Annotated in this window: 11 protein-coding genes and 1 pseudogene; 4 read left to right on the top strand and 8 right to left on the bottom strand. The window is 71.5% G+C overall.

Annotated features, from left to right (window positions below; genetic code table 11):
* Positions 1–24 precede the first annotated feature (24 nt).
* The 6 genes from ABD347_RS19755 to ABD347_RS19730 form a co-directional block, all read right to left on the bottom strand.
* The gene (locus ABD347_RS19755; protein WP_344363101.1) at positions 25–858 is read right to left on the bottom strand and encodes a M48 family metalloprotease; all 834 of its coding nucleotides are present in this window, start codon (positions 856–858) and stop codon (positions 25–27) included.
* A gap of 688 nt (positions 859–1546) precedes the next feature.
* Positions 1547–2077 (bottom strand): Pycsar system effector family protein, encoded by a 531-nt coding sequence (locus ABD347_RS19750; protein ID WP_344363099.1) that lies wholly within the window; start codon positions 2075–2077, stop codon positions 1547–1549.
* Positions 2074–3639, bottom strand: coding sequence for a hypothetical protein (locus ABD347_RS19745; RefSeq protein WP_344363096.1), 1566 nt, complete (start codon positions 3637–3639; stop codon positions 2074–2076). Before ABD347_RS19745 ends, ABD347_RS19750 begins: the two co-directional genes overlap by 4 nt.
* 88 nt (positions 3640–3727) lie before the next feature.
* On the bottom strand, positions 3728–5905 hold the full coding sequence (locus ABD347_RS19740) for a hypothetical protein (protein ID WP_344363094.1): 2178 nt from the start codon (positions 5903–5905) through the stop codon (positions 3728–3730).
* Positions 5902–6678, bottom strand: coding sequence for a hypothetical protein (locus ABD347_RS19735; RefSeq protein WP_344363091.1), 777 nt, complete (start codon positions 6676–6678; stop codon positions 5902–5904). Before ABD347_RS19735 ends, ABD347_RS19740 begins: the two co-directional genes overlap by 4 nt.
* Before the next feature lie 151 nt (positions 6679–6829).
* Positions 6830–7588, bottom strand: coding sequence for a Crp/Fnr family transcriptional regulator (locus tag ABD347_RS19730; protein ID WP_344363090.1), 759 nt, complete (start codon positions 7586–7588; stop codon positions 6830–6832).
* A gap of 362 nt (positions 7589–7950) precedes the next feature.
* Here ABD347_RS19730 and rpsL point away from each other — a divergent pair, with 362 nt between their 5' ends.
* From rpsL to tuf, 4 genes are all read left to right on the top strand, one after another.
* Positions 7951–8322 carry a 30S ribosomal protein S12 gene (gene rpsL / locus ABD347_RS19725; protein ID WP_003948652.1) on the top strand — a complete coding sequence of 124 codons (372 nt, stop codon included), beginning with the start codon at positions 7951–7953 and terminating at the stop codon, positions 8320–8322.
* Between the two features lie 2 nt (positions 8323–8324).
* Positions 8325–8795 carry a 30S ribosomal protein S7 gene (gene rpsG, locus ABD347_RS19720; RefSeq protein WP_031076642.1) on the top strand — a complete coding sequence of 157 codons (471 nt, stop codon included), beginning with the start codon at positions 8325–8327 and terminating at the stop codon, positions 8793–8795.
* Between the two features lie 38 nt (positions 8796–8833).
* On the top strand, positions 8834–10960 hold the full coding sequence (fusA, locus tag ABD347_RS19715) for an elongation factor G (RefSeq protein ID WP_084897864.1): 2127 nt from the start codon (positions 8834–8836) through the stop codon (positions 10958–10960).
* 147 nt (positions 10961–11107) lie between these two features.
* A complete protein-coding gene (gene tuf, locus ABD347_RS19710) occupies positions 11108–12301 on the top strand; it encodes an elongation factor Tu (protein ID WP_344363086.1) in 1194 nt (397 codons plus the stop codon).
* A 177-nt stretch (positions 12302–12478) separates the two neighbouring features.
* Here tuf and ABD347_RS19705 read toward each other — a convergent pair whose 3' ends face one another.
* Positions 12479–14440: a PIG-L family deacetylase gene (locus tag ABD347_RS19705; RefSeq protein ID WP_425575707.1), complete on the bottom strand. Its 1962-nt coding sequence runs from the start codon at positions 14438–14440 to the stop codon at positions 12479–12481.
* A gap of 360 nt (positions 14441–14800) precedes the next feature.
* Positions 14801–15463: pseudogene (locus ABD347_RS19700) on the bottom strand (RpnC/YadD family protein); the annotation flags it as partial.
* Positions 15464–15466 lie beyond the last annotated feature (3 nt).

The raw sequence follows: 15466 nt of genomic DNA, 5'->3' as shown, positions 1-15466 counted from the left end.
TCGCGCACTCGCTTCCGTGGGCTCTCAGCGCTGGGGCTGGAGGTACGGCTGGAGGTGGTGCAGCCGGGTGTAGTGGTCCGGATGCGAGGAGAGCAGCTTGCTCAGCGGGCTCTCCTGCGGAGGGGGACCCCCGTGGTAGGCCGCGATGGCGGCCGCCTGCGCCCGCTGGTGCTGTTCCGCCTGGTGCAGCTTGTCCAGGACGGCGGCCAGCATCGGCGCGAACCCGAGGGCCGCCGCGTGTTGGTCGGCCCGTAGCTCGGCGCGCCGGCCGACGGCGGCGAGAGCGTACGGAACGCCGAGGATGAGCAGCGGCAGACCGTACAGCGTGCTGATGGTCGCCAGTGCGAAGCTGCCGAAAACCAGGATGACCAGCCCCATGCCGAAGCAGGAGAACAGGCGGGACACCTTGAAGACCGCCGACGAGACGGTACGCAGCACGCGCCAGGCGACGCGGCCGGGCAGCGCGTACCAGTGGCCCAGCAACGAGGACCAGGCGTGGCCGCCGACGTGGTGGCCCAGCTCGTGGGCCAGGACGGCGGCGAGCTCGCCGTTGGGCAGCTGGTTCATGGCGAAGCGGGTGACGCCGACGATGTGTCCGGCGGCGGCGACCGCGTTGAGATGGTCGCTGTCCTCCACCCACAGCTCGTAGTTGCGCCCCTCCACGCCGGCACGTGCGGTGACCTCCCGCCACACCGGTTCGAGCCGGGCGCGCTCCTGTGGCGTGGGGTGACGCAGGCGCAGCAGGTGGCGTGCGACGGCGCTCTCGGTGGGGCGGTGGAACACCAGCGCGCCGCTGAGCAGCCAGGCGAAGAACACGATCAGCCCGAGCCCGCCGAAGACCAGCGAGACCAGGGCCATGACGAACGCGCTGCACAGGAAGTGGGGCAGGTAGAGCAGCAGGTTACCGACGGCCGTGGCGTCCGCGCCGCGCTGGCTGTCGGAGAGGTGGATACGGCGCCGGTCGGTGCTGATGTGGTGCGGGTGGGAGGGGTCGTCGGGGTGGAGGGCGGGCGCGGCCGGTGTGTTGCCGGGTGGGGCGGGTGTGCTGCCGGGTGCGGGGGGTGCGGTGCCGAGGGTCGTGGGGCCGGGGGCGGGTGTGCTGCCGGGTGGGGTGCTGAGCGTCGTGGGGTCCGGGGCGGGTGGGGCTTGGGGCGGTTGTGGGTGCGGGTGGGGATTCGGCTGCGAGTGCGGATACGGATGTGGATATGGGTGGTGCTGCGGTTGGGGGTGAGGGTAGGGCGGTGGGTACTGCGGGGGCTGGGCGGTAGGTGGGGCGGATGGGACGGATGGGACGGATGGGACGGGCTGGGGAGCTTGTGGAGGCACGGAGGTCTGTGGGGCTTGGGGGTACTGCGGCGGGACGGTGGCCTGTGGGGCTTGGGGGTACGGGGGCGGGGCGGCCGGAGGCGCCGCCGGGGCGGGTTCCGGGTACGCGGGTGCTGGTGGGGACGCCGGGTACGAGGGCGGGGAGTCCGAGCCCGGGTACTGCGGTTCCGGTGGCTGCGACATGGTGATCCTTCGAGGTCCTTCGTGGTGTGGGTCGACGTCAGCCGACGAGCAGGGACGCGGGCAGCAGGACCGCGCCCGCCGAGAACGCGAGCACACCCGTCCGTATCCACTGGTGCTTGCGAGCGGCGATGCGGCTGTTCTCGGTCAGCGCCGCGATGAGCGAGACGGCTCCGGCGCGCTCCGTCTCGGCGAGCGCCTCGGCCAGTAGGCCTCGTCGTACGGCCTCCTGGATGTCACCGAAGTAGGAGAGCGGCTGCCCCGGCTCCCAGTCGGCCGCGCCGTACCGCGGCACGATGGCCATCAGCAGGGCCAGCAGAGCCAGCGCGAGCGCGCCCGTGCCCGCCCACCAGGCGGCCGCGCCGGGCAGGGACAGCGCGCCGGGGCCCCACCCACGGCCGGCGAGCAGGCCGCTGACCACGCCGGCGGTCATACCGAGCGCGGCCACCAGGACGGATGCCTTGTGGTCCGCTCGGGCGATCTCGGAGCGCAGGTCCGCGAGCAGCCGGGCGGCGGCGTCGAAGGCCGGGACGGCGGCGGGGGCCGCGGGGTCCGGGGAGGCGTCCGTCACGGCGCACCGGCCTCCCGGGCGGGCCCGTCCTCGGCCGTTCCGCCTTCCTCGGCAGGGGCGGTGGCGTGCCGGCCGGCCGGAGGCCGCGGCGGCGCGGGCGGCTGTACGGGCGGTGACGCGGGCGGCGGTACAGGCGGCTGTACGGGCGCTTGTACGGGTGGAGGCGTCGGCGGCTGCGGCGGCATCACCGGCGCGGTGCCGTACCCCGGCGGCGGCTGCCAGCCCTGGAAGGTGCCCACCGCGTCCGGCGGCTGGTGGCCGGGAGCGGGGCCTGGCCCGGGGACGGCCGGAGTCGGCGCGGGTTCCGCCGCCCGCGGGACGCCCGGGAACGGCGGTGCCGGTGCGTGAGGAGGCGTGTCCGGCTGGGGCGGTGCGGCAGACGGGCCGGGCGGGGACTGCGGCGTACCGGTCTGCGGCGTGCCGGCCCGGGGCGTACCGGCCCGCGGGTGGTCCGGGTCGCCCGGCAGCTGGGGCGGAGCGCCCTGGGCCACACCCGGGAGGCGCTGGTTCAGGATGTCGCTGACCGCCCGCAGCGCCAGCTCCTTGGGGCCCTCCAGCTCGTAGTTCTCCGCCCCGTCGCCGCCCAGCAACTGGCCGACCAGGCCCATCTGGGCCTGGATGAGCCGGAGCTGGTCCTCCCGCATGCTGTTCATCACCAGCCGGGAGTCCTCAGGGTGCTGCGCCAGGTGCAGTGCCCAGGCGTGGACGCCGCCCTGCTGGAGGTGCCACTGGTAGAACTCGATCTTCTGCGCTTCGATCCGCTGCATCTCGACCGCCTGGCGGGCCTCCAGCATGGCCCGCTCGTGCTGCCACGCCTGCTGCTGGAGCACCAGCTCCTGCTGCTGCTGTCCGTACTCCATGGCCCGGCCCACCTGGAGGGCGTCCTGCTGCCGACTGCGCCGGTCCAGGGCGACGTCGTACTCCATGCCGCGCCGCTCGGTGTGGATCTGCTCCGTGGCGGCATGGTCGATGGCCTGGAGCCGCAGCTGGTGGTCGATGTTCTCCTGGTCGCGGCGGAGCCGGACCGTCCACGTCACCGTCAGCCCCACCGACGCGCCCAGCGCGCCCCGCGCGGCCACGGCGTCCAGCAGCTCCCGCTCGGCGGCCGCGCTCTCGGCGATCGGGAAGCGGCGGGCCACCGGCCGGGCCGCCTGCTCCAGCTCGCCGAGCAGCAGCCGCGGCACGTCCCGGTGGCCGCTCTCCACGAACCGGGCCGGGTCGGCGACCTGCCACGACAGCTCGGCGATCACCCCGAACTCGAAGGCGTCGTTGTCGCTGGGCAGCTTGATCTCCGCCCGTACTGGGTGGACGCCCATGTCCACCTCGTACACCGCGGTGTACCGCTTGGCCGCCGCCTCGGAGCGCGAGGGCCGCCGCGGCGGCAGGTAGGCGTCGTACGTGCCCTTCGGCGTGGCGAACACGAGGGCGTGGTCGATACGGGTCAGGGACCTGCGGGCGAAGTCGAACCGCGCGAGCTGCCGCACGGTGAGCACCGGGTCGATCAACTGCGTGTGCCGGTCGGCGTCCTGCACCCACTCGAACGGGCGGCGGAAGTCGGGCATGGGGACGGTTTCTCCTCGCGGATCGGGCGGGTGTCGGCGGGGCTCAGCGGATCGGACGGGTGCCGGGCCGGTGCCGGCGCCGGTGCGGTCATGGGGCCGGGTGCGGCAGAACGGTGAGCAGACGGCCCGCCACGAGGGGCCTGGGAGCACCGTCCTCACCGCGCATGGTGCGCAGCAGGTGGTCCAGCCGCCGGTGTTCGGAGGCCGTGGTGACGAGCGCCGGCAGCAGCGCGGCGAGCTCCCACTCGACGCCCTGGTCACGCTCGGCCACCAGGACCCAGCCGCGCAGCACGTCGCGCGCGTCGTCGGTGTGGGCACGGTCCCCGAGGGCGGTACGCCACAGGGTGGTGATGTGGTGCGCCGCCGGACCGTGCTCGGCGGCGGACCGCGCGTACCAGCGCAGGACCAGCGGCCGGCCGTACCGCTCGTCGTCCTCGGTGTGCCGGCATGCCCTGACGAACCCGCTCACGGCCAGGTCGAGGACGGTCCGGTCGTCATGGAGGGTCCTGACCAGTTCCGACAGGACGCGGTCACCGGCGGGGGAGAGCAGCAGCAGTTCCACCGACTCGGCGAGCTCCGCCGTCAGCAGCGCGTCGGGCTTGTCCTGGGCGTCCTGGTGGCGGGCAGCGGCCCGGAGCGCCGCCATCGCCTCCACCGGCCGCCCGGGGCCGATCAGCCCGTGCGTACGGATGGCCACCCAGCACAGGCGCTGGTCGTCGCTCTCGCACCAGGCGTCCAGGACGCGCGGCACGTTCGGCGTGCCGACGAGATGCGCGAGCGTGAGGGCGTTGACGGCGACGAGGCGGTAGCGGAAGCGGCTGTGGGTCGCCCACGGCTCGATGACCAGGGCCATGGCGGACGGCAGGTCGGTGTACGCGAGGACGGCGACGGTCGCGGCCGCGCGCGTACGCACCAGGGGGCGGCCGTCACCGGCGAGCCGCCGCAACCAGGCGATCAGGGCGGGCCGGGCGGACGGGTGGCCCGTCCACACCTCCCGCAGCAGGACCAGCGCGGTCCGGTCGTCCTCGTACCGCGCCTTGAGCTGGCTGACCGGGCCCCACTCGGTGTGCTCCTCCTCCTCGTACCGCACGGCCCGGGCGAGCTGGAGGCGCTTGCCGACGTGCGTGCCGAAGACAGGCACCGTCGGCGGCTGGGAGGGGTTCTCGGTCTTCTGGAGCAGGGCGTACAGCAGGTCGCTCAGCTCGGCCGTCAGGGCGTACGGTCCGCCGTCGAAGGCGGCCAGCGCGACCAGGAACGCCTTGTCGCGCAAGTGGAGGGCGGCCTCGTCCTGCTCGAACCACTCCTGGACCTGGGTCTCCAGCGCGGCCTGCGAGAACTGCTCGATCCGCCGCTCCTCGACCTCCCCGGCCGCGTACCGCGCGAGGACGGGGGCGTACGCGGCGGCCTCGCGCAGCTGGTGGCCCCGGCCGAGGAACCCGGTGACCGGCGGCAGGGCCAGCAGCTTCCGTACGGCCTCCTCGTCGCCGTCCGTCTCCGCGCGCAGGTGCGCCTCCAGGACGGCGGCGGGGGAGGGCGGACTCCAGGCGGCGGGGGCGACGTCCTCCAGGGCGGCGGTGGGGCCGACGGTGATGACCAGGTACGCGTCCTTCTCGGCCAGCCGGTCCCGCGCGGCCAGCAGATGCGCCTCGCGCAGCGGCCGGTCGCGCCGGGTGAGCGGATCGCACAGGACGTGGCCGCCCGCCCCCACGTGCCCCGCCAGCTCACCGGGGCCGGTCTCCCGGTCCAGTGCGCGCACCGGCGTGGCGTCCAGGCGGTGCAGCAGCATCAGGGCGGCGGTGCGGCGGCCGGTGAACTGCGCGCCGGAGAGGACCAGCACCCGCTCGGCGCGGAGCCGCTCGACCAGCGCGTCGAAGGCCTCGTCCCCGCCGGTGACGAAGCGGGCGGCCAGCCGCCGCAGCGTCGCCTCCGGCACCTCGCCCGAGGAGTGCGCGGCCGTCGCCGCCCCGCCGAACTGGTACACGATCTCGGTCCTGGCGCCCAGGTGGACGCTGCCGGTGAAGTGGCCGCCACTGATGCCGTGGTGGTCCGCCCCGACGACGCCGCCCGTGACGTTCCAGGGGCTGTGGTTGACCAGGTCGCGCCGCGCCGACCAGGCGTTCTGCCGCTGGTCCGGCTCCTCCGGCGGGGCTTCCCCGGTGCCGCCGCCCGGCTGCTCGGCCCCGTCCGCGGCTTCGGCGGGTCTGTCCGGCTCGGCGGGCCCGGCGGGCCCGGCCGTCCCCGCCGGTCCGTGCTCCTCCGCGCTCACGCGTCACCGCCGATGCGTACGTCGCCGTTGAAGGTGCCGCCGCTGATGCCGTGGTGGCTGCCGCCGACGAACCCGCCGTCGACGCGGACGTCCGCGCCCCGGAAGTCGTACGCGGTCCCCGGCGCCGGACGGTCCCCCGATCCGCCCGGCGCCGGGGCCTCCCCCACCCCCGTATCACTGTGGTCGTCGCGGCGCGGTGCTCGCGGCACCGGGCCGTGCAGCCAGGCCCGCAGCGGGCCGTTCTTGCTGGTCACCGTGATGGGGTGGAAGTCCTCGGCCGGGACGCCGGGGTGCCCGTGGCGCACGATGCCGGAGTGCACGCCCTCGGAGACGCACAGCGCGAAGTCGTCGTGGCGCTCCCGCAGGGCGGCGCGCAGCTCCTCGGCGTCCAGGAGGCGGCAGGCGTGGTTCAGGTCGGAGCCCACCCAGCCGTCCAGCTCGTCGACCGCCACGTAACCGGTGGCGAGGACCGCGCGCAGCCGGATCTGCGCCGAGCTGGACGCCATCCGGTTGACGGCGCGCAGCTGGACCGGCACGTCGGTGAGCAGGGCGCGCAGCAGCGAGGTCACCGAGGCGTTGGCGTCGATCAGTTCCATGACGGAGTCACCGCGGTCGGCACGCAGCCGGAGGGTCTCGTCGATGGCCGCGCTGTCCAGCACGCTGTCGCTGATGCCGTACAGCATCCGGCGCAGGTAGGCCTGTTCGACGTCGTCCCGGTCGCTGTACTTCTCGATGTCGAGCAGGAGGATCGTCCGGCTCACGGGGTCGGTCATGGTCGCCTTTCCGGTGGAGGGGGTGACAGCAGAGTGGCGACCCGGGGGCTCGTGGGGTGAGGAACGATGACCCACTCGAAGTGTGACCGTGTGCACAGAAGTACGTGGGGGACGGCTCGGCAGTGCGTGCGGGACGGGCCGGCCGGCGGGATCAGTCGGCGTGGTGTCCGGCGCGGGCGATCCGCCGGAGCACGTCGGGGCGGGTGATCAGCAGCGTGCGGCGCCCGGTGGACACCGCCTCCCGCGCGCGCAGCTCCCTGAGCAGCCGCTGCACCATCTCCCGGGAGGCCCCGACCGACCCGGCGAGCTCCTGCTTGCTCAGCGGTACGGCGACCTCGATGCCCTCGTCGGTACGCCGGCCGTGCATCCGCGCCAGCTCCAGCAGCAGCGCCGCGAACCGTTCCCGCACGCTCATCGACGCGAACTGCAGCCGGCGGCGGTCGGCGGCGCGGGTGCGGTCGGAGGTGAGCGCCAGCAGGGCGAACGAGACGGCCGGGGAACGCCCGAGGAGGTCCGTGAACCGCTCGTGCTCCACGGCCACCGCGCGGACGGGCTCCAGCGCGGTGACCGTCGCCGAGCGGGGCCGCCCGGTCAGCGCGGCGGACTCACCGACGATGTCGCCCGGCCCGCGCAGGGCGAGGAGCGCCTCGTAACCGTTGGCGGCGGAGGCGGTGACCTTGGTCCAGCCGTGCACGAGGAACAGGACGTGCGACGACGGCTCGTACTGGTGGAGCAGGACCATGCGGGGCGCGAAGCGAAGCTCGCGGCCGAGGGCCAGCAGTGCCTGGCGGTCGGCCGTCTCCAGGCGGGCGAGGAAGGGCACCCGGTCGTCCAGCCCACCGCCGTCGGCACCGCCTCCGTCCGTACAGGCCGGCCGGCCGCTTCCGCCGGATGAGTACGCCGCCGTCATGGGTCCCCCGATTCGTCGAGCGGACCGATCAACGTACTGAAGGCGCGGCTCCGAGGGGACCCGAACGAGCAGATCGAGCCATGAACGGTCGCATCCGGGGTGATCGGATCCGGCGTGTCGCCGCCGCCCGCATTTGTTTTGACCGAAGTCCATGCGGTAGGTACGCTCAGACCTTGTGCCTGGGGTGTGCCTGGGCTCGTGTGCGTGTCTGCAACCGCATGACGAGTCCTGAACGGCCACCGTAATCTGCGCCCGCTCTCCGCCTTGCGGCGGGAGTTCGCAGTATTCGACACACCCGACCGCGTGGGTCGGCGACGTTCCAGGTTAGCTTTACTACACGGCACACAGAAACCGGAGAAGTAGTGCCTACGATCCAGCAGCTGGTCCGGAAGGGCCGGCAGGACAAGGTCGAGAAGAACAAGACGCCCGCGCTCGAGGGTTCCCCTCAGCGCCGCGGCGTCTGCACGCGTGTGTTCACGACCACCCCGAAGAAGCCGAACTCGGCCCTGCGTAAGGTCGCGCGTGTGCGTCTGACCAGCGGGATCGAGGTCACCGCTTACATTCCGGGTGAGGGACACAACCTGCAGGAGCACTCCATCGTGCTCGTGCGTGGTGGCCGTGTGAAGGACCTGCCGGGTGTTCGTTACAAGATCATCCGCGGTTCGCTCGACACCCAGGGTGTCAAGAACCGCAAGCAGGCCCGCAGCCGCTACGGCGCCAAGAAGGAGAAGTAAGAATGCCTCGTAAGGGCCCCGCCCCGAAGCGCCCGGTCATCATCGACCCGGTCTACGGCTCTCCTCTGGTGACCTCGCTCATCAACAAGATCCTGCTGAACGGCAAGCGCTCCACCGCCGAGCGGATCGTCTACGGCGCCATGGAAGGCCTCCGCGAGAAGACCGGCAACGACCCGGTCATCACGCTGAAGCGCGCTCTCGAGAACGTCAAGCCGTCCCTCGAGGTCAAGTCCCGCCGCGTCGGTGGCGCCACCTACCAGGTGCCGATCGAGGTCAAGCCCGGCCGCGCCTCCACGCTCGCGCTGCGCTGGCTCGTGGGTTACTCCCGCGCCCGTCGCGAGAAGACCATGACCGAGCGCCTCATGAACGAGCTCCTCGACGCCTCCAACGGCCTCGGTGCTTCGGTCAAGAAGCGTGAGGACACGCACAAGATGGCCGAGTCCAACAAGGCCTTCGCGCACTACCGCTGGTAGTCGCACCCACATCGAGACCGAGAGAAGACTGAAGCCTTATGGCTACCACTTCGCTTGACCTGGCCAAGGTCCGCAACATCGGGATCATGGCCCACATCGACGCGGGCAAGACGACCACCACCGAGCGGATCCTGTTCTACACCGGTGTCTCCTACAAGATCGGTGAAGTCCACGACGGCGCTGCCACGATGGACTGGATGGAGCAGGAGCAGGAGCGCGGCATCACGATCACGTCTGCCGCGACGACCTGCCACTGGCCGCTGGAAGACGTTGACCACACCATCAACATCATCGACACCCCGGGCCACGTCGACTTCACCGTCGAGGTGGAGCGTTCGCTCCGCGTGCTCGACGGTGCCGTGACGGTGTTCGACGGCGTCGCCGGCGTTGAGCCGCAGTCCGAGACCGTGTGGCGTCAGGCGGACCGCTACGGCGTTCCGCGTATCTGCTTCGTCAACAAGCTCGACCGCACCGGCGCCGAGTTCCACCGCTGTGTCGACATGATCAGCGACCGCCTGGGCGCGCAGCCGATCGTGATGCAGCTCCCGATCGGTGCCGAGGCCGACTTCAAGGGCGTCATCGACCTCGTTCGGATGAAGGCTCTGGTCTGGTCCGCCGAGGCGGCCAAGGGTGAGATGTACGACATCGTCGACATCCCCGACACCCACACCGAGGCTGCCGAGGAGTACCGCGGCAAGCTGCTCGAGGCCGTGGCCGAGAACGACGAAGAGATCATGGAGCTGTACCTGGAGGGCCAGGAGCCGTCCGAGGAGCAGCTGTACGCCGCGATCCGTCGTATCACCATCGCCTCCGGCAAGGGCACCGGCACCACGGTGACCCCGGTGTTCTGCGGTACCGCGTTCAAGAACAAGGGTGTCCAGCCCCTGCTCGACGCGGTCGTGCGCTACCTCCCGTCGCCCGTCGACATCGAGGCCATCGAGGGCCACGACGTCAAGGACGCGGAGACGGTCGTCAAGCGCAAGCCGTCCGACGACGAGCCGCTGTCGGCGCTGGCGTTCAAGATCATGAGCGACCCGCACCTCGGCAAGCTCACCTTCGTCCGGATCTACTCCGGTCGCCTGGAGTCCGGCACCTCGGTGCTGAACTCGGTCAAGGGCAAGAAGGAGCGCATCGGCAAGATCTACCGCATGCACGCGAACAAGCGTGAGGAGATCGAGTCGGTGGGCGCCGGCGACATCATCGCCGTCATGGGTCTGAAGCAGACCACGACCGGTGAGACGCTGTGCGACGAGAAGAAGCCGGTGATCCTGGAGTCCATGGACTTCCCGGCGCCGGTCATCGAGGTCGCCATCGAGCCCAAGTCCAAGGGTGACCAGGAGAAGCTGGGTGTCGCCATCCAGCGTCTCGCGGAGGAGGACCCCTCCTTCCAGGTGCACACCAACGAGGAGACCGGCCAGACCGTCATCGGCGGTATGGGTGAGCTTCACCTCGAGGTGCTCGTCGACCGCATGAAGCGCGAGTTCAAGGTCGAGGCCAACGTCGGTAAGCCGCAGGTCGCGTACCGTGAGACGATCCGCAAGGCCGTCGAGCGCGTGGACTACACCCACAAGAAGCAGACCGGTGGTACCGGTCAGTTCGCCAAGGTGCAGATCGCGGTCGAGCCGATCGAGGGCGGCGACGCCTCGTACGAGTTCGTCAACAAGGTCACCGGTGGCCGTATCCCGAAGGAATACATCCCTTCGGTGGACGCCGGCTGCCAGGAGGCCATGCAGTTCGGCATCCTCGCGGGCTACGAGATGACGGGCGTCCGCGTCACGCTTCTCGACGGTGCCTACCACGAGGTCGACTCCTCCGAGCTCGCCTTCAAGATCGCCGGTTCGCAGGCCTTCAAGGAGGCCGCGCGCAAGGCGTCCCCCGTGCTCCTGGAGCCGATGATGGCCGTCGAGGTCACCACGCCCGAGGACTACATGGGTGACGTGATCGGTGACATCAACTCCCGCCGTGGCCAGATCCAGGCCATGGAGGAGAGGGCCGGCGCCCGGGTCGTCAAGGGCCTGGTGCCGCTCTCGGAGATGTTCGGCTACGTCGGCGACCTCCGCAGCAAGACCTCGGGTCGCGCAAGCTACTCGATGCAGTTCGACTCCTACGCCGAGGTTCCGCGGAACGTCGCCGAGGAGATCATCGCGAAGGCCAAGGGCGAGTAACTCTCCCGAGTTCACGCTTTAGGCTTGACACCATCCGCCGGGGCTCCGCCCCGAACCCGAGGCAGGGTCCCGGCGGGTGGCCACCCAGCAAAGATCACCTGGCGCCGATGAGTAAGGCGTACCAGAACCACTCTCAGGAGGAACCCCGTGGCGAAGGCGAAGTTCGAGCGGACTAAGCCGCACGTCAACATCGGCACCATCGGTCACATCGACCACGGTAAGACGACCCTCACGGCCGCCATTACCAAGGTGCTGCACGACGCGTACCCGGACCTGAACGAGGCCTCGGCCTTCGACCAGATCGACAAGGCTCCTGAGGAGCGCCAGCGCGGTATCACCATCTCCATCGCGCACGTCGAGTACCAGACCGAGTCGCGTCACTACGCCCACGTCGACTGCCCCGGTCACGCGGACTACATCAAGAACATGATCACCGGTGCTGCCCAGATGGACGGCGCCATCCTCGTGGTCGCCGCCACCGACGGCCCGATGCCGCAGACCAAGGAGCACGTGCTCCTGGCCCGCCAGGTCGGCGTTCCGTACATCGTCGTCGCCCTGAACAAGGCCGACATGGTGGACGACGAGGAGATCCTGGAGCTCGTCGAGCTCGAGGTCCGTGAGCTGCTCACCGAGTACGAGTTCCCGGGCGACGACGTTCCGGTCGTCAAGGTCTCGGCGCTCAAGGCGCTCGAGGGCGACAAGGAGTGGGGCCAGTCGGTCCTGAACCTGATGGCCGCCGTCGACGAGTCCATCCCGCAGCCCGAGCGTGACGTCGACAAGCCGTTCCTGATGCCGATCGAGGACGTCTTCACGATCACCGGTCGCGGTACGGTCGTCACCGGCCGTATCGAGCGTGGTGTCCTCAAGGTCAACGAGACCGTCGACATCATCGGCATCAAGACCGAGAAGACCACCACCACGGTCACCGGCATCGAGATGTTCCGCAAGCTGCTCGACGAGGGCCAGGCCGGTGAGAACGTCGGTCTGCTCCTCCGTGGCATCAAGCGCGAGGACGTCGAGCGCGGCCAGTGCATCATCAAGCCGGGCTCGGTCACCCCGCACACCGAGTTCGAGGCGCAGGCCTACATCCTGTCCAAGGACGAGGGTGGCCGCCACACGCCGTTCTTCAACAACTACCGCCCGCAGTTCTACTTCCGTACCACGGACGTGACCGGCGTCGTGACCCTCCCCGAGGGCACCGAGATGGTCATGCCGGGCGACAACACCACCATGACGGTCTCGCTGATCCAGCCGGTCGCCATGGAGGAGGGCCTGAAGTTCGCCATCCGTGAGGGTGGCCGGACCGTCGGCGCCGGCCAGGTCACCAAGATCACGAAGTAATTCTGATCCGACCTGGTAGCTCGCCGCAGAGCTGCAAGGAGGGCCCCGCACCGAGAGGTGCGGGGCCCTTCGCGTTGTGGTGTACGGCTGTTCCGGCGCCGCGCGGGCGGGCCGTCCGCCCCGCGGGGGCTCGCGGGGCGGGCAGGGCGTGCGGGGCGGACGGGGCTCGCGGGGCACTCAGCCCTCGGTGCGGGGCTCCGGGTCCCAGGTCCAGGGACGGGCGTCCGCGCCCATGCCGATGGCGAGGAGGCCGTGCTTGCCGCCGTTGTGGAGGGTGGCCCCTGTCAGGGCGACGGCTCCTTGGGTACGGACGGTCAGCCGGCCCGTGGGTCCGGGCGTACGGATCCCGACGCGGCCGCGAAGGTCCCTGCCGAGGAGGACGGGCCCCTGGGGTGTCGGGGCCGCGGCGATCGGGCCGTAGCCGTCGAAGGCGACCCGGGGCAGGGCGGTGCCGTCGGGGCGTACCGCCGTCAGGTCCTCGCGGGCGGGCGCGCGGTAGTGGAGCGCCAGGCCGCCGCCGGGGACGGCGGTGACAGCGACCGGGCCGCCCGGGACGGGGAGGGCGGTACCGGCGCGGGAGGTGACCGGGTCGCCCGGCGTGTCCTGCGACCAGTGGTGGACGCTCTCGCGGCCCGCCGCGAACAGGTGGACGAGGCCCGCGCCGTCCACCGCGGCCGACAGCCCGTCCTGCACCTCGGCCCCGCCGAGGTCCAGCCACGGCCCCCACGTCCCGTCGGCGTCCCGGACCCGGCCGTTCACCCCCTTGTCCGCGTTGCGTACGAAGAGGTGGACCCGGCCGTCCCTGTCGGCCACCGCCACCGGAACCCCCAGCCGTCGCCCCCGGTCGTCGCCGTGCTCGGGGTTGCCCAGACCGGTCCAGGCGAGGAACGCCCCGCCCGGCTCCCGCTGCTCCAGCAGCACGATCTCGCGCCTGTTCGGCCCGCCGTGCCCGCCGAGCGCCGCGAACCGGAGGCCGAAGAGCAGCTGTCGGCCGTCCTTCAGGGTGACCCCGCCGAGCCCCGGCGCGAGCGGCCCGCCGCCCAGGTCGCCCGGCTCCCCCCACTGTCCGCTGCCGGGCTCCGTCTCGCGCCAGCGCACCGCGCGCAGGCCCAGCACCCCGTACACGGCGAGCCGCCCGTCCGGCTCGGCGGCCACGACCGGGCCCGCGTCCGGGTAGCGGTGGTGGGTCGCTCTGACCCACCCCTTCCTGTTGGTGAGCGGGCGGGCGCCGCCGACGTTGTAGTCACCGCAGCCGCCGCTGTTGCCGCAGTTCCAGGACGGGTCGCCGCCGTACGGCACGAGGTGCGCGGCCTTCTCCTCGAGTACCCGCTCCGGGAGGTTCTTGGGCCAGTGCCGGTTGTAGTAGCCCCGGAAGGACGTCGTCACGAAGGGGGGTATCGCGCCGCCGTCGTCCGTCGCGTCGGCCACCCAGCGGACCATGGCGGCCCAGCTGAAGGACGCGACGGCGGTGTGGTCGGCGTGGTCCGAGTAACCCGGCTGCTCGGAGTCCTTCTTCCGGGTCCGCTCGTCGCTGTGCTGGATGTCGGGGTCCGGGTCCAGCGTGTGGATCACGGTCGGCCGGTAATGCTCCATGAGCCCGACGAGCACGTCGACGAGCGCGTCGTAGTCGTACGTGTCGGCCTTGCGTACGGGGGAGTCGTCGGCCACCACGGTGCGGAGCCCGAGCGCCCGGTCCTTCCACAGGCTCGGCAGGGCCATCCAGCGACGGGGGGCGTGCATGGAGAGGTTGAGGAAGACCAGCTCGACGCGGCGGTCGCCGTTGGTGAGGGTGTTGATCTCGGCGCGGCGGTCACCCCGGAGGGTGACGACGCCCTTCTGCCAGGCGGTGAATTTGTCCAGGCCGAGCATGGTCGCGTACGCCTGGCGAAGGCCCTGGTGACGGGCGGAGGAGTAGGCCGCCTTGTCGGCGGGGACCTCGTCCTTCTGCCCCGGTATGCGGTTCCTGCCGTCGTGCTCGCCGGCGGTGACGTAGACGGAGACCAGCGGGACACCGGCGTCCACCAGCCGCTGGCTGTCGGGGTTCATGAAGTACAGGTCGTCGTCCGGGTGGGCCGCGATCTGCATCAGCTGCGCGCGCCGGGAACTGCTGATCGGGATCCCCGGCGCGGGATCCGCCATGGGCCCGCCGCGCCGTGGGGCGGGCACCGAACACCCGGTGACGGCCGCCAGCGCGACGGCCGCGGCAGAGGCCAGGAGGCCCCGCCGCCGTATTGCGGCAGGGCGCGGCCCTGCTCCCCGTATGTGGTCCACGTCCCGCTTCCCCCGTATGCGCAACCGCCGGCGATCTGCGGTCGGATAGACGGTAAATCAGGGAAACGGGTTGCCCGGCCGCCGTGCGGTGTTCAGCACCCGGTCACGTCGCCTGCGTCAGCGCGTACGCGTGCCCGTACACGCACGCGCCGGACGCCGTCCGACGGCGGGTGCCGGCCACGGAGCGTGGCCGGCACCGGGTGCGCCCTGCGGGCCCGGGGCCCGGGGCTACTGCTCGGCGAAGACGTCCTCGACGGACGGAGCGGTGACGGCACGGGCGAGCCATCGGCGCAGGAGTTCGGGGTCGTCGCAGCTGGTGATGCGGTCGCGGGTCTCCTCGGGGATGCCGAGGCCGCGCTGCTCCAGGACGATCAGGAGGGCTTCGGCACGGCCTTCGACGCGACCTTCGACGCGGCCTTCGGCACGGCCCTCGTCCCGGATCTCCTCCGAGATCGGGGACTTGTAGAACGAGAGGTCCACGGCCATCAGTTGCCTCCACAGTTGTGCGGCCGGGCGCTTGCCCAGGCCTTGTGAGATGAGTTCGGCGAGGGGGAAGGACAGCTCTTCGGGTGTTTCGCGCAGGGCGCCGGAGACTGCCTTCAGTATGGCAGCGACGTCCGGATTGTCGGCATGGGTGATGGCCGCCAAGGTGGTCAGGGCCAGGTCCTTGCGGGCCTCGACCGTGTTGCGGATCACGGGCATGTTGTGCGGACCCGCCACAAGGGGGCGGAGGATGAGGGAGGCCCACTGCCTGGGGCCGATATGGACCGGCCGGGCGGCCCATTCGGCCGTGGAACGATCCTGGCAGACGACCAGCAGCACGGGCGGCTGCTGGTACTTCGCGTGGAGATAGGACAGGTAGTACGCCCATCCTGCGAGGGGCCGTCGAGGCGC

This window comes from Streptomyces gobitricini, from assembly GCF_039532985.1.
GTDB classification, from domain to species: domain Bacteria; phylum Actinomycetota; class Actinomycetes; order Streptomycetales; family Streptomycetaceae; genus Streptomyces; species Streptomyces gobitricini.
Note: the sequence above shows the minus strand (reverse complement) of the source record. Positions and strands in the feature narration are given on the sequence as shown.

What these genes read in the sequence shown, in the direction of transcription:
- ABD347_RS19755 (WP_344363101.1), bottom strand. Translation starts at nt 858, where the DNA reads ATGGCCCTGGTCTCGCTGGTCTTCGGCGGGCTCGGGCTGATCGTGTTC.
- ABD347_RS19745 (WP_344363096.1), bottom strand. Translation starts at nt 3,639, where the DNA reads ATGCCCGACTTCCGCCGCCCGTTCGAGTGGGTGCAGGACGCCGACCGG.
- ABD347_RS19735 (WP_344363091.1), bottom strand. Translation starts at nt 6,678, where the DNA reads ATGACCGACCCCGTGAGCCGGACGATCCTCCTGCTCGACATCGAGAAG.
- ABD347_RS19730 (WP_344363090.1), bottom strand. Translation starts at nt 7,588, where the DNA reads ATGACGGCGGCGTACTCATCCGGCGGAAGCGGCCGGCCGGCCTGTACG.
- rpsG (WP_031076642.1), top strand. Translation starts at nt 8,325, where the DNA reads ATGCCTCGTAAGGGCCCCGCCCCGAAGCGCCCGGTCATCATCGACCCG.
- fusA (WP_084897864.1), top strand. Translation starts at nt 8,834, where the DNA reads ATGGCTACCACTTCGCTTGACCTGGCCAAGGTCCGCAACATCGGGATC.
- ABD347_RS19705 (WP_425575707.1), bottom strand. Translation starts at nt 14,440, where the DNA reads ATGGCGGATCCCGCGCCGGGGATCCCGATCAGCAGTTCCCGGCGCGCG.